This is a genomic window from Paenibacillus sp. FSL M8-0228 (assembly GCF_038007385.1).
Classification (GTDB): domain Bacteria; phylum Bacillota; class Bacilli; order Paenibacillales; family Paenibacillaceae; genus Paenibacillus; species Paenibacillus polymyxa_D.
Window position 1 is genome coordinate 3,639,675 of the sequence record NZ_JBBOXA010000001.1, and the last position, 14,798, is coordinate 3,654,472.

The 14,798-nt window shown below is 46.8% G+C and carries 8 protein-coding genes; 4 read left to right on the forward strand and 4 right to left on the reverse strand.

The features are described from left to right. Positions 1-100 precede the first annotated feature (100 nt). Together nasC and nirB are read right to left on the reverse strand one after the other, a co-directional pair. Positions 101-2,281 (reverse strand): assimilatory nitrate reductase catalytic subunit NasC, encoded by a 2,181-nt coding sequence (nasC, locus tag MKY98_RS16220; RefSeq protein ID WP_069010590.1) that lies wholly within the window; start codon positions 2,279-2,281, stop codon positions 101-103. 81 nt (positions 2,282-2,362) lie between these two features. Further along, positions 2,363-4,537: a nitrite reductase large subunit NirB gene (gene nirB / locus MKY98_RS16225; protein ID WP_069010566.1), complete on the reverse strand. Its 2,175-nt coding sequence runs from the start codon at positions 4,535-4,537 to the stop codon at positions 2,363-2,365. Between the two features lie 419 nt (positions 4,538-4,956). Here nirB and MKY98_RS16230 point away from each other — a divergent pair, with 419 nt between their 5' ends. The 4 genes from MKY98_RS16230 (at position 4,957) to MKY98_RS16245 (ending at position 11,462) form a co-directional block, all read left to right on the forward strand. Beyond that, on the forward strand, positions 4,957-6,198 hold the full coding sequence (locus MKY98_RS16230; protein ID WP_069010565.1) for a nitrate/nitrite transporter: 1,242 nt from the start codon (positions 4,957-4,959) through the stop codon (positions 6,196-6,198). Positions 6,199-6,594: 396 nt separating this feature from the next. Next, complete coding sequence (locus tag MKY98_RS16235; protein ID WP_069010564.1) at positions 6,595-8,313, forward strand: NAD-dependent malic enzyme; 1,719 nt, start codon at positions 6,595-6,597, stop codon at positions 8,311-8,313. Positions 8,314-8,412: 99 nt separating this feature from the next. Further along, a complete protein-coding gene (locus MKY98_RS16240; RefSeq protein WP_069010563.1) occupies positions 8,413-9,372 on the forward strand; it encodes an AEC family transporter in 960 nt (319 codons plus the stop codon). A 326-nt stretch (positions 9,373-9,698) separates the two neighbouring features. Beyond that, positions 9,699-11,462, forward strand: coding sequence for a methyl-accepting chemotaxis protein (locus tag MKY98_RS16245; protein ID WP_069010562.1), 1,764 nt, complete (start codon positions 9,699-9,701; stop codon positions 11,460-11,462). A 93-nt stretch (positions 11,463-11,555) separates the two neighbouring features. Here MKY98_RS16245 and MKY98_RS16250 read toward each other — a convergent pair whose 3' ends face one another. Both MKY98_RS16250 and MKY98_RS16255 read right to left on the reverse strand, forming a co-directional pair. Continuing rightward, complete coding sequence (locus MKY98_RS16250; RefSeq protein ID WP_069010561.1) at positions 11,556-12,608, reverse strand: glycoside hydrolase family 53 protein; 1,053 nt, start codon at positions 12,606-12,608, stop codon at positions 11,556-11,558. A 101-nt stretch (positions 12,609-12,709) separates the two neighbouring features. Then, positions 12,710-14,797: a beta-galactosidase gene (locus MKY98_RS16255; RefSeq protein WP_069010560.1), complete on the reverse strand. Its 2,088-nt coding sequence runs from the start codon at positions 14,795-14,797 to the stop codon at positions 12,710-12,712. Between the last annotated feature and the right edge of the window lies 1 nt (position 14,798).

Sequence of the window (14,798 nt, forward strand, 5' to 3'; positions counted from 1 at the left end):
TACGAGCCCTAAACTGTCCAACTCAAAAAGGCCAGCTCCCTCACTCATACAAGGGGGCTGGCCTTTTATGCAAAGAAAAAGTCACTTACTCCGTCCTGCTCTAGAACTCCGACCATTCCTCGTTATCTGCACTGGTTGCGGATGCAGCCAGATGAAGGGGACGGATGCGTACAGCTGCCGTTTTGAAGCCAGGCATCCGACAGAACGGATCAAGATCAGGGCGGGTCGCCCGATTAACATTTTGTATCCCACCCCAATGCATGGGCACGAAGAGCGTATCTTCGCGGATATCTGGTTTGATCCGGCTGCGGACAGTGAAGCTGCCGCGCTGTGATGCTATCTCTACCCACTCCCCGTCCCTGATGTGCCAGCGTCGCGCTGTCCGCGGATGAATTTCCACATAATTCTCAATCTCTCGCGCGGCCAGCGACGGACTTCTGCGCGTTTGTGCACCGGTCAAATAGTGAGCCAGTACACGGCCGTTCGTCAAAATAAGCGGGTACTCCTCTGATATCTCCTCTCCTGCTCCACAGCTTTCAACCACCGTAAAAACAGCCTTTTGATCAGAATGGGCAAAGGTTTCCCGAAACATTGTATCCATACCGGCTCTGTCCGTAGACGGGCATGGCCAATATACTCCTTCTTCACGACGCAGCCTGTCGTATGTGATCCCGTAGTAATCCGCAGGACCGCCCTGGCTGGCGAGCCGTAGTTCTTCAAAGATATGCTCAGCATCCCTGTATGAGAAATAGCCGCCCTTGTTTAGCTTTGCAGCCACCTGACACAAAATGTTCCAGTCATCTCTAGCCTCGCCTGGTGCGGGCCTCGCCGCTTCCCGTAGCAGAACGCGGCCCTCCAGATTGGTCATCGTCCCCGTATTCTCCAAATAAGATGTCACAGGCAAAACAACGTCAGCCATTCGCGCGGTTTCCGTGAGAAACATATCCGCCACAACCAGCAGATTCAGCTTTTTGAGGGCTTTCTCCACCAGCCGGACATTCGGGTTAGATACAATAGGATTAGAGCCCATCACGAACAAAGCTTGGATTTGTTTCTGATGGACAAGCTCCATCATTTCATAGGCGGACACCCCTTTTCCTGGCAAACTGCTTGGTTTCACTCCCCATACGGACGCCACATAGGCTCGATCTTCTTCATCCTCAATCGATCTGTAGCCAGGAAGCTGGTCAGCCTTTTGGCCGTGCTCTCGTCCCCCTTGCCCGTTTCCCTGACCTGTGATAGCTCCATAACCGCATCCTTCCCTTCCAATCTTGCCAGTGGCCAGCACCAGATTAAGAAATGCACGCACCGCCATATGTCCATCTGTCTGCTGTTCAACACCCCTGGCCGTAAAAACGATGCCCGTCTCCACACTGCCAAAGGCACGTGCTGCCTGCTGGATCATTTCTACTTCAATTCCGCACAACGCAGCCGATTCTCTCAGATCCACACCCTTCAAATGAGTCAACAGCTGGTCATAGCCGTTGGTCCGCTTGCGGATAAACTCTTCATTCGCAAATCCCTCATCCACGATGACCTTTAGCATGGCATTGGCCAGCACAGCATCCGTACCCGGCTTGATTTGCAGGTGCAAATCAGCGGCGGCCGCCGTTGGTGTCGCGCGCGGGTCAATTACGATGACAAAGGCGCCGTTTTCCTTCGCCTGGTGAAAGTAAGGCATTAAGGTCGGCTGGCATTCAGCGATATTCGTACCTGCGAGCACAATACAACGAGCCAACGGAATATCAGCCAGCCTGCAGGTCAGTCCGCGATCAATGCCAAACACTTTACTGCCAGCGGATGCCGCTGCCGACATGCAGAAGCGCCCGTTATAGTCGATATAACGCGTACCTACAGCCACTCTTGCAAATTTGCCGAGTAAATAAGCCGTTTCATTGGAGAGTGAACCTCCACCGTAAATTCCGATTGCATCAGGACCTTGTGTGGACAGTAGCGTAGAGAAACTGCTAGCTATAGTATCCAACGCCTCCTCCCACTTGACGGGAACCAGTTGGCCCTCTTTGCGAATGAGGGGCTGTACCAGCCTTTCCGCATGAGTCGCATGCTGATGCGCATTCATTCCCTTGATGCACAACCTACCCTGCGAGGCTGCATTATGCTTCCCTTCCGCCTTATACACTGTACGAATGATACCCGCAAGTGTCTCTGTACCCGTGCTAACGGTCATCTTACATTGCACGCTGCAAAACGGGCACTGCGTATCCATTACTGACGGTACATGTAGCCCAGCTTCCGGTTTGCCTTCTCCTGACTGACACATCAAAGCCACCTCCCTTTCGCCATTTTTCGGAATTTTATCGTCTGCACGATAGATAATTCGCCATAACTCCAACTCAACCCGTCATCCTGTCAGCATTGTGGTCCGCAGACTACCCGCTAGACCACTTCGAAGAGCAGCGTCAAGCACACTTTCCCGTAATGCCAGAACACCAGTCCTTTCCATCCACTCCCACATTTTTTCCCCATACCGGGCACTATGTCGGTATATTTGCAAGCAAGTTGCAGTCAGCAGAACCGCTTCTGTCGGGTCTTCCTCCAATCCAAGCAGCTGCCCCTGGCGAACCGGATGCTCTGCATGGCCACCCGCATAGACCTCCCAGCCTGCTGGAGAACGAGATATTCCAATATCGTGGACAAGTACACCTCCGGGATATGCCGATCCAGGACAAATAGCAACTGTAACTAACGCTGGCAATGCGAGACTTGCCCATAAAGTTGCCAACCGCTCTCTTAGCCAGGCTACTTCTACAAATGCCTGATCCATCAGATCCGCCTCAACAAAAGACCGATCCTCGGCATTTAGGTTCGTAAAGCGCAGACCCGCAGAGGGCGCCTCTCCTCCGTACTGCGGTGTGACCTGAACCGCAACGCCAGCCCCTAATGGATTTGTCGCAGATCTGTCGCGCAACCCGAGAGATTCCAAGTAATAAAGTACAGCCGGACGACACAATTCACACCCCTGCTGTCTAGTCCAACCGAGACGGGATACTACTTCACCTGGAGTCTGACAGATTGCGTCCACCATAGCTGTTTTAAGCGAATCATGATCGTAATGCGTACATCCACACACAGGGACAATTTCTTGGGCGGTTGGAGTAACTACAGGTCCGGAATCTGTGGATCGGGACAAACTATTTTTGACCAGTGCAGCCACCAGCGGCCGACAGCCCCCACAGGAACCGGACGCTTTGGTCCGGCTCTTCACCTCTTCCACCGTCTTCAGCCTATCCGTGGCAATCGCTCGCAAAATAGCCCCCTTACTCACGCCGTTGCACGCACATACCGTTTCTTCTTCCGGCAGTGCGGCTGCCGCATCCTCTGCTTTGCTCCGGCTGTTATCCCGGGATGTAAGCTCTGTAGCGGACGCCCCGCGCCGTACCATTCCGAGCAACGAGGTACTTTCCGCCGTATCTCCGTACAAAATGGCGCCAGTAACAGCACCGCCGTGCATCATCACTTTTTTATAAACCTCCAGCATCCCGTTATATTCCATAACTGCTGTCTCGTTTCCCTCATCGCGAATGTCTCCTGCGGAAAACACATGGATCCCCGCTACCTTGAGCTGCGCATACGGAACCGTCCCTTCATAGGGAGCCGTTTCACGACCACAAATAACTTTTGCCAGCACTTTGCCCTGCTCATATAGCGGCGCCACCAGTCCGTATGAAATCCCGCGGTGCTCAGCACATTCGCCGACGGCATAAATACCAGGAATACTCGTGCGCATATAATCATCCACGACAATGGCGCGGTTTACAGTCAGACCGCTATCCTGAGCTAATTCGATATTCGGTCGGATACCAACCGCCAGCACAACCAAATCCGTGTCCAGCCTGTTCCCGTCCGCAAACATCAAGCCTTGTGCCCTGTTTCGGCCTATGATGTTGACCGTTTCCTTCGCCAAATGAAACCTCATGCCCTGTTCCTCCAACTTTCGCTGCAGAAGCACAGCTGCCGTCCGGTCAAGCTGACGGTTCATAAGATACTGCGCATTATGAACAACCTCAGTTTCCATCCCTAGATTCAGCAGGCCTTGAGCAGCTTCAAGTCCTAACAGCCCCCCTCCGATAACCGTGGCCCTGCGGTATGTTTTGGCATATCTAGCCATGGTTTCACAATCATTCACATCACGAAAAGCAATTACTCCCTGTTTTCGCACTCCAGGAATGGGCGGCATGAAAGGCAATGAGCCCGTTGCCAATATGAGCATGTCATAAGGTTCTTTCATGCCGGATTCCGTTTCCACCATCCCGGCTGCAACATCAATACGACAGACGCGTTCACCCGCGTACAGCTTTACCCCGTTCTCTTCATACCAGTCCCAGTCATGGGTAACGATATGTTTAAATGAGCTCTCCTCCTGAAGCATTTTGGACAGGAGCACTCGGTTGTACCCGGGACGGGGCTCTGCACCAAATATCGTGATTTGGAACCGCTCTGGCTCCAAATTGAGTATTTCCTCCACACATTTGATGCCTGCCATACCATTGCCGACGACGACCAGTTTTTTCATCATGTTAAACCAGCCCCATTCTCCGAATAAAATAAGACAGAAAAAGCCCTTCTCCATTCAATGGAAAAGGGCACCGTTGCCGTAAAAGTCGGCACATCGTTGTGCCGATATGTATCTAAGATTACTGAATTGTGAATGTCATGTCAACATTCAATACATGAAAACTATATTTTCACCTTTTATTTAATTTTTTTCTCGCATTTGTGTTATGTATATTGACATACAATAGATCCTTTTTTATAATTTGAATTAAAATCACTCCAACGTGATCATACCAAGTCGACTCACAATGAAGTGTGTCAACCACGGCAATGAAGCCGCAAACCGTTTCCTAGATACCATGTAGGGGCGATTTGCGGCTTTTCATGTTCAAATTACATTTTGCAGACAAAGAACAACAATTAGAACAGGAGAGATGGAGAATGAACAAAAAAAGTTTCTGGAAAAGCGGACACAAGCCCACCTTATTTGGTTCCTTTCTGTATTTTGATATCAGTTTTATGATATGGGGGATGATCGGACCGTTGGCCGTTGTAATTGCCAATGATTATCCAATGGACCCTGTACAAAAAGCCAATCTTGTCGCTCTACCCATACTCGGTGGTTCCCTGCTGCGGCTCGTGCTCGGATTCATGTCGGATTATATCGGTCCCAAGCTCACAGGACAGATTGGTATGCTTGTCACGATCATCCCGCTTTTGCTCGGCTGGCTGTGGGTTGATTCGCTGGAGCAATTATACGTTGTTGCCCTACTCCTGGGCGTAGCTGGAGCTTCATTTGCAGCTGCGCTGCCGTTAGCCGGTCAATGGTACCCCAAAGAGCATCAAGGCTTGGCTATGGGAATTGCCGGAGCCGGTAATAGTGGTACCGTCCTTGCGACTTTGTTCGCCAACCGCATTGCTCAACATTTTGGCAGTTGGGAAGCCGTTTTCGGATTGGCCATCCTCCCCATCTTAATCGTCTTCATTCTGTTCAGTATTTTTGCCCGCAACAGCCCTCACCGCCCGGCACCAAAAAATCTGTCGCAATATGCTTCGGTGCTCAAACAGAGGGATGCCTGGGTATTCTGTGCCTTTTATTGCGTGACGTTTGGCGGATTCGTTGGCCTATCTAATTATTTGACTATTTTCTTCAATACCCAGTATGGCCTCTCCGCGGTACATGCCGCCGATTTTGCAACCGTTTGTGTGATTGCCGGAAGCTTTTTTCGTCCTGTAGGTGGTTTTTTATCCGATCGGATTGGTGGTTCACGCATGCTAATGTACTTGTATGCGGGGGCCGGGATTATGCTCGCCGGCATTGCGTTGTTACCGCCACTTACCGTGGTAGTTGTGCTGCTGTTCGTAGGCATGATGTGCCTTGGCGCTGGCAACGGCTCTGTATTCCAGCTCGTGCCGCAGCGCTTCGGCAACGAAATCGGGCTCATGACCGGCATCGTCGGCGCTGCTGGTGGCATAGGCGGGTACTTTCTCCCTCTTATACTGGGTCATCTGTACAAATCAACGGGTTCCTATATGCCGGGCTTCATCTGTCTGAGCCTACTTACGTTCTGTGCCTTTACCCTCGTCATCATAATGCAATTGAAATGGCGTAACAGCTGGATGCGACGCTCTGCTACAGTTACTGATGAAGCCGTCAATCGCATTGGAGAATTAAATGCCTGATATTCATCAAATATAAAGCTGCGAAAAATATAAAGCTGCGAAGCATTGAATTGTCCCTCAAACATCCCTATAGCCCAAAAAATGGCTTAACTTCGTTTATATAAAATGAAGTTAAGCTATTTTTCATGCATACTCAATCGAATCACACCTATAAAAACTATGATAAACATCACATTAGATCAATATTTTCCGAAAATATTATGAAAATTAAATGAAATTTTCATTTAAAAAACATTGAAAATCGCTTTCATTTTCATAATTTCTCTTATGTAAACACTTATATAACCATTTTTCACACAACATACTTGTTCACTTGGTTTAAAATAAGGCGTATACTTGTCCACGAATTGTTCAAGGATGAACTAAATGTAATTTTCTAGAAAGAAGGAATTAAAAATGCGTGCTTTTCATTTTACGGAAGACGGATCTATCGAAACCAAATTAACCGGAAAAGATCTACTTGCCAACCCACTGCTGAATAAAGGAGTGGCTTTTACCTTGGAAGAACGGAAACAACTTGGACTTGACGGTCTCCTTCCTCCTACGATATTAACTATTGAGGAACAGGTTCAACGGGTTTACGAGCAATTTCAGAGCCAACCGGATAATTTGCGTAAAAATGTTGCGTTAAATGATCTTTTTAATCGCAATACGGTCCTTTATTATCGTTTGCTCTCTGAGCACCTAAGCGAAATGCTCCCGATTGTTTATACACCAACAGTAGGCCAGGCTATACAGGAATACAGTCATGAATATCACAAGCCTGGTGGTATGTATTTATCTATTGATAATCTGGCGGGTATTGGAGAGGCTTTTAAGAATTTGAACCTGGACCCTGATGATATCGACCTGATCGTAGCCACAGATTCCGAGAGTATTTTGGGAATCGGGGACTGGGGAGTCGGAGGTATTAATATCTCTATTGGTAAGCTTGCTGTGTATACAGCTGCTGCTGGTATAGATCCTAGCCGGGTGCTGGCAGTTGTTCTTGATGCAGGTACAAACAACGAGAAGCTATTGGAAGATCCTTTATATATGGGGAATCGTCACAAACGTGTACGTGGAGAACAATATGATCAATTTATTGACACTTATGTTCAAGCTGCACTTTCCTTTTTCCCGAATGCTCTGCTGCACTGGGAAGATTTGGGCAATGTCAATGCACGGAACATTATCAATAAATACGGAAATAGTATTTTGACTTTTAATGACGACATTCAAGGTACTGGAGCGGTTACACTCGCAGGTGTGATGTCCGGTGTTCAATTGTCCGGAATCCCACTGAGCAAGCATCGGGTTCTAGTCTTTGGTCCAGGAGCTGCCGGAATCGGCAATGCAGACCAAATTAGCGCCGCCATGATGCTGGAAGGACTGTCAGAAGCAGAAGCAAGACGTAACTTCTGGGCTTATGATTACCGTGGCCTGCTTACCAACGAAACAGAAGGACTTTTTCCATTTCAGGTTCCTTATGCGCGTGATGCTGCAGAATGCCGTGACTGGGAACATGCTGAAGATGGAAAAATCCCTCTGCTTGAAGTCATTCGCCGCGTGAAACCGACGATTATGATTGGTACTTCCGGTGTTAGTGGGGCATTTAGTGAGGAAATCGTTAAAGAAATGGCCAAACATACAGAACGTCCTATAATTATGCCTATGTCCAACCCGACTCCACTTGCAGAAGCAACTCCGCAAGATTTGATCCACTGGACCGAAGGAAAAGCCCTGATTGCCACAGGAAGTCCTTTTGAGCCGGTGATCTATAACAATATTAAGTTTGAAATTGGGCAATCCAACAATGCTTTCGTGTTCCCGGGTCTTGGTCTTGGCGCAATCGTGGTAAAATCCAAAATCATAACAGATAGCATGTTTGCTGCAGCTGCCCATGCAGTAGCTCAAATGGTGGATTTGTCGCAGCCTGGTGCTTCCCTGCTGCCAAAAATCAATGAATTACGCGAAGTATCTGAAGCGGTAGCCGTGGCTGTGGCCAAGGCAGCAGTTCAGGATGGAGTAGCGCGTCATCAACCGGACGATATCGCACAAGCAGTTCGAGATGCGATGTGGGACTGTAAATATAAACCCATCAAACAATATGGTCAGGCAGCGGTCCTGGTTTAAAAAATAGCGAACAACATCAAATTTATACTTGCATACGCAAAGTGATTATTTAACTGATGTCCGCCATTTTTGGCGGACATCTTCATTGGAGGCGACATCATGGCTACAGGTCATATTTTTATTATCTTAATTCCTATTTTCTTTGTCATTTTAATTGGTTATTTCGCAGGATTGTTTAAAGCTTTTAACCCCGCTTCTTCTAAGGGATTAAATACACTCGTGACGAAGTTTGCTCTACCCGCACATTTGTTTATTGGGATTACGACGACACCAAGAGAGACGTTGATTCAAAAGTGGCCCTTTCTTGTGGCTTTGCTACTTGGTGTAATCGGCTTTTATATTGTATTGCTCATTGTTTATCGCTTAATTGCCAAAAAAGGCCTGACTGAATCCTCCATGTTCGCATTGAATTCAACACAGCCTTCTTTTGCATTCATGGGAATTCCGGTTCTGGGCAGCTTGTTCGGAAGTGCGACAGTCGCCATCCCGATTGCGATTACCGGGATCGTCGTTAATGCCATTCTTGATCCGCTTGCAAGTATTTTGGGAACGGTCGGCCAGCGCAAAACAACAGAATCCGACGGCACTAAAGGCAACTTATTTAAAGTCACTATGAAATCAGTCCTTCATGGACTCAGCGAGCCACTTGCCTGTGTACCTTTGTTTGGTGTCATATTGACTCTATGTGGATTCCACGCTCCGAAACTTTTACAATCCATGTTTGATCAAATCGGCAATGTTACTGCCGGTACAGCCCTATTTGCCATCGGGGTAACCATTGGTATCAAGAAGATTACGTTCAGTCCAAAAGCACTTAGCATTGCTATGCTGAAAGCCATCGTAATGCCTATTGTTATGCTCGGTATTGCTGTTCTGATAGGACTATCCCATGAAGATGTAAGCAAAGCCGTACTGCTTGTCGCTTTTCCCGGCTCGGCTGTGGCCGCTATGATTGCTACCCGTTATGAAACACTGGAAACGGAAGCTGCATCTGCATTTGTTATTAGCTCAGTCTTATCGCTCATTTCACTACCCTTGCTCATTTCACTTCTTTTATAAGGGACAGAAAAGTTAAGAACCCTCAATGCAATCCAGGTATTTATAGGTGTAAAGCAAACCCGTTTGTCCTCATTTATCTTATTTTTTAAATATTGTCTGAACAATAAAGTGATTTAGTAAGAATTGAGTTGGAAAAACAACATAAATCCAGTTTGCCGACAAGCGGCGGCCCCATCGTTTCATTCACTCGGGGGCCGCCGTTCTTTTTGTATAACCTTCTACTCTCCCTTTTAATAAATACCTAACAATTAGAAAGCAAATTGTCGAAATATATATGGGATAGGTTGTATATGAAACTAAATCGCTAATTCAAAGGAGAAGAAAACGTGAAAAACTTGAAGTGGAGAACTATGTCCTTTTTTGGTAAAAATCTATTAATCTCTTTTCTTAACATCGTATTAATAGGAGCTATTCTCATCACATCCAGCTATATACTTCAAAAGAACATTCTCACCACGCAGCTGCAAGACCAAGTTAAGGTATTGACTAAAAAATGGGCAGAAGATGTTGATAAAACAAAAGTACAACAAGCATTGAATGAAAAAGATTATAACGGCTCTGTGCAACAAGATTTACGCAAATTTCTCGATTCTATTCACACACTTTATCCTAACGTTGCCCAAGCTTACATATTCGGCACAGAGCTAACAGAAGGAAATCAGACCTCCATTATTGGCGTTCCCACAAATTTAGTCCAAGCTTTCCAAGACTTAAAGATGAACATTGGGGACATGTACACTCTTCCTGACGAAAATGCACAAGCCGTAAATAAAATGCTTCAATCTAATGAATCAGCATTAAGCAGCTTTTACACGGACGAATATGGCACATGGACTACTATTGTTTACCCGATTACAGATGCTAGCGGGAAAGTCACAAGTGCGATTTACTTTGACGTAGATGCGAGCTCTGTACCTACCGGCCTTCATAAATTGCTTGTATACGGTGTTTCACTGCTCATTCTGTTTCTTGCCATCTTCTTAACGATTCAATATTTACTGGTAAAACGCACCCTCTCCCCGATTCGTAGCCTGATGAAGGGCATTGAAGAAGTCAGCGAGGGAAATCTGAATGTAAAAATCAAGACAGGCGAGGACGACCTTGGCATTATCAATCAAAAATTTAATTCAATGATCAAACACCTTAACGATACAATGGTGAAAGTACAGGATACCACGCAAGAAGTTACGGGATCTGCCCAGGAATTGTTAAGCATTAGCGAGAAAAACAGTACGAATACGAACGTCATTAACAGCAATATTCAGGAAATAACCCAAGGGCTTGAAGCTCAGGATCACGCAGCACTTGAAAGCTCCAGAGCTATGAATGAAATGTCGACGGTTATCCAAACCATTGCGGAGAGCTCCTCTTCCGTAGCCGATCAAGCTTATTCTATGGAAAAACGCTCCGTTGAAGGCAATCAGGTAGCCCAAAAGCTTTCCGCTCAAATGGACTCTATCTCCACTACAATGGAAAGTACAGCTGATTCCGTTAATGCGCTGCAGAACCGTTCTAACGAAATCAGCAATATCGTCAGCATCATTACAGGCATTGCCAGTCAAACGAATCTGCTTGCACTGAACGCTTCTATTGAAGCTGCCAGAGTCGGTGAAGAAGGCAAAGGTTTTGCAGTCGTAGCGGGAGAAGTGCGTAATTTGGCTGAACAGTCTCAAGAGTCTGCCAAACAAATTGCAGAGCTTATTGAAGAAATCCAAAAAGAAATTGAACAGACTGTAAAAGGCATCAGCCTTGGTACAAAAGAAGTTCAGATTGGGCTAGAAGTTACGAAGCAGACAGGCGAAATGTTCTCTGAAATTTTAGATGCGTCTAATAAAGTGTCGTCACAAATCCAGGAAGTATCCAGTGCAACGGAGCAGATTTCAGCCAGCACGCAGGAAATGTCAGCTACCTCTGACGAGCTGTCTTCCACAGTTAGCAAAACAGTCGACAGCAGCAAACAAATTCAGCATACTATTGGAGAACAGGCTGAGTCTATGGCTTCTATTGTCCAAGCTTCTGACAAGCTTACATTGATGTCCGGCGAGCTGGAAGAGCTCATTTCGTTCTTCAAGGTGAACCGAGAAGCCTAATCCTATAACTTCCAAGAGCCCTAGATAACAATAAAGAACCTCTAGTCTGATAAATGCGAACTAGAGGTTCTTTGATCTACTCTTACATACTTCTTAATTTATAAATCCTTCCAAAGCTGAGGTTGGTTTACCGTCAGCCTGCCAAGCACCTTTGTTATAACCTTGATTGTAACCTGGAGTTGCAGCAGGCTCCCAATAAAATACCCCTGTACCTTTACCGCCTCCGATGTTCCGAACCTTCGTTTTGATTGCAAATATAAATGCCTTGGAAGCCGCAGGTTCATTATATTCCATCCCGATTTCACTGATGACAATGCCTTTTCCGTATTTGGCAATGAGGTTATTGGCATTGGTAATCGTCTGATCCACCTTGCCCTGCCAGTCCGCAGGAGAGGGATACAGAGACAGTCCGATGAGATCAAACTGAGCTCCATTATCAATCAGTCCGCCGATATTCCAGTTCAACACAGAACTGTTATCCCCGTTGGCTAAATGTACGATCGTTTTAGTACTACTGCTTACCGATTTTACAGCGTTATTGCCCGTGTTGACGAGCCACGCATAGTTTTTCATGTTCACCGAAGCTTTGCCGTCTTCCCAGAGCATTCCATTGTTCGTCTCATTACCGATCTGCACCCAGTCCGGTGTTACCCCCTTGCTTTTCATCGTGTTCATAACATAGACCGTATGGGACCAGACTGCATCCATAAGTTGTGTAAATGTGAAATTGCGCCACGCATAAGGTTTGTTCTGTTGCCCTGGATCTGCCCAAGAATCACTATAATGTAGAGTCAGCATAACGCTCATACCTAACTTTTTAGCTCGTTGCGCCAGTTCTGCTGCCTTTTCGGCATTCATGTATCCGCTTGCATAATCTTTCATGTCAGGGTTTACCCACACACGGATACGCACCGCGTTGATCTGATAGTCATCTCGCAAAATTTGCAGTATATCTCGACGAACACCCTTCTTATCCTTCCAACTCATACCTTGCGCTTCCATTCCTGCTACCCAGCTTATATCTGCTCCTTTGGCGAAAGCAGGGGCGGCCGAAGCCGCACCCAACCCTACAGAACCGAACGGATACAATAAGCTGGATAACAAGATCAACATCGCAAATACCATCGTGCGGTTACCTGTTTTCATAAGTCATCTCCCATCCGAATTGTATACTTCTCATTGCCTCTGACCAATCTACCAGCTCCCACTCGGGAAAACGATAGAGATCACACTTAAAATATCATGTTCTATTTATTGCGCTCTGTCTTTAAAACCTTAACAGCGTAGGCATCCAATTGAATGCTACCATCTTCTATCACATGATTTTCAAGCATATCCGCATAAGTTCGTCCATCCAACATAATCTTTTGCGGCTCATGCGTGAAATTCAATATGAAAATATAATCATTAACTCCATCGGTACGAATCGCCGTATTCACTCCATGAGGCAACTTCACATTGAGCGCTTTACTGATTCCTGCATCATCAATTAAACTTCTGTAAAAATGACTGTGGAATAGTCCGATGTTGCGTGATGCGATGTAATAAGCCTTTCCTTGTCCCAAACGGTTCACCGTCAAAGCTGGGCGTCCTGCATAAAAGTCTGAACCGTACACAGCCAGTACCTCTGCACCCTCTGTATGAATGAGATCACACAATTCTACAGCTTCATACTCCCCTTGCAGATCCAGCTCATTGCCTTCAACCGGCAAAATGTGATTACGGTCATGATCATGCAATCCGTCAATCTCTTCCGACCAGATCCCCAGCGTCTTACGAAGCGGGCCCGGAAAGCCTCCAAGGAAGCACAAATCATGTTCATCTACGATACCAGACCAATAGGTTGCTACGAAAATACCACCGTTTTCAACAAACTTCTGTATACGCTCCCCCACACCGCTGCGGACCATATATAACATCGGAGCTACCAAAAGTTTGTATTTGGAGAAATCTGCATCCATATGAATGACATCTACAGGCACACCCTGCTCCCACAGCGCCAAATAATGCGCTTCAGCTGTCTCTTCATATTTTACACCTTTGTTCCGCGGTCCCTGTGAATCGTTGATTCCCCAACGGTTCTCCCAGTCAAAAATGACTGCGGCCTCCGCCGGTACAGATGTACCGATAACCTCCTCCAGTTTTTCCAGCGCATTACCGACATGGGTCACATCCCCGAATACCCGAGTGTGCTCATGTCCGACATGATCGACAACCGCACCATGCAGCTTTTCACTCGAACCGCGGCTTTTCCGCCACTGAAAATATTGAACGGTGTCTGACCCGTGTGCCACAGCCTGTAAAGACGAGAGCAGATGCATTCCCGGCCGCTTCAGCTTGCTAACGTCTTGCCAGTTCGTCAAACTTGGTGTACTCTCCATGAGCATCCAAGGCTTACCTCCCTTGATTGAACGAATAATATCATGCATCATGGCCACTTTAGCAGCCTGACGGCTATCATCTCCCTCACGATCATGCCATGTTGGGTAACTATCCCAGGATATAACATCGAGCAGATCAGCAAACTTCCAGTAGTTCAATCCTTCAAAAAACTCCATCAAATTGGTTGTGACCGGAATTGCTGGATTTGCAGCCTTGAGCGGCACAATCTCATGCTTGATAAAATCTGCGGTCTGATCGGTCACAAACCGTCTCCAGTCCAAATTCATGGCATGAACCTGTGTTTCACCGTGAGGTGCCGGGGACTCAACTTGGCTCCAGTCCGTAATCGTATGACTCCAAAAGGTCGTCCACCATGCGTGATTTAGCTTGTCCAGCGTACCGTATTTATCCTGGACCCAAGCGCGAAATGCCTCCTGACAATAATCACAGTGGCAATCTCCACCAAATTCATTGGAAATATGCCAGCCAATAACAGCCGGATGGTTAGCATAACGCTCGGCTAGCTTCGTATTCATGATACGTACTTTTTCCCGGTAAACAGGCGATGTAGCACAGTGATTATGGCGAAATCCGTGCAGATTACGGACACGGTTAGCCTCCACACGCAGCACCTCAGGATATTTTTGTGACATCCAGGCTGGTCTTGCTCCACTAGGAGTAGCCAAAAATGCATAGATTCCGTTCTCAGCAAACGAATCCAGAATACGATCCAGCCACTCAAACGTAAATACACCTTCCTCAGGCTCCAATGATACCCATGAGAAAATGCCAACAGACATCACGTTACATTTGGCTAGTTTCATTAGACGAATATCCTCCGCTAACACCTCAGGGTAATGCTGCCATTGCTCCGGGTTATAGTCCGCTCCATGCAGCATACGTGGAATTCGCTCACTAATCGGGGGGTACTTAGTTATGTTTTGATACGTCACT

Bases quoted from the DNA above. Each gene is read 5' to 3' on its own strand.
- nirB (WP_069010566.1), bottom strand. From the start codon at position 4,537: ATGATGAAAAAACTGGTCGTCGTCGGCAATGGTATGGCAGGCATCAAA.
- MKY98_RS16235 (WP_069010564.1), top strand. From the start codon at position 6,595: ATGCGTGCTTTTCATTTTACGGAAGACGGATCTATCGAAACCAAATTA.
- nasC (WP_069010590.1), bottom strand. From the start codon at position 2,281: ATGTGTCAGTCAGGAGAAGGCAAACCGGAAGCTGGGCTACATGTACCG.
- MKY98_RS16230 (WP_069010565.1), top strand. From the start codon at position 4,957: ATGAACAAAAAAAGTTTCTGGAAAAGCGGACACAAGCCCACCTTATTT.
- MKY98_RS16250 (WP_069010561.1), bottom strand. From the start codon at position 12,608: ATGAAAACAGGTAACCGCACGATGGTATTTGCGATGTTGATCTTGTTA.
- MKY98_RS16240 (WP_069010563.1), top strand. From the start codon at position 8,413: ATGGCTACAGGTCATATTTTTATTATCTTAATTCCTATTTTCTTTGTC.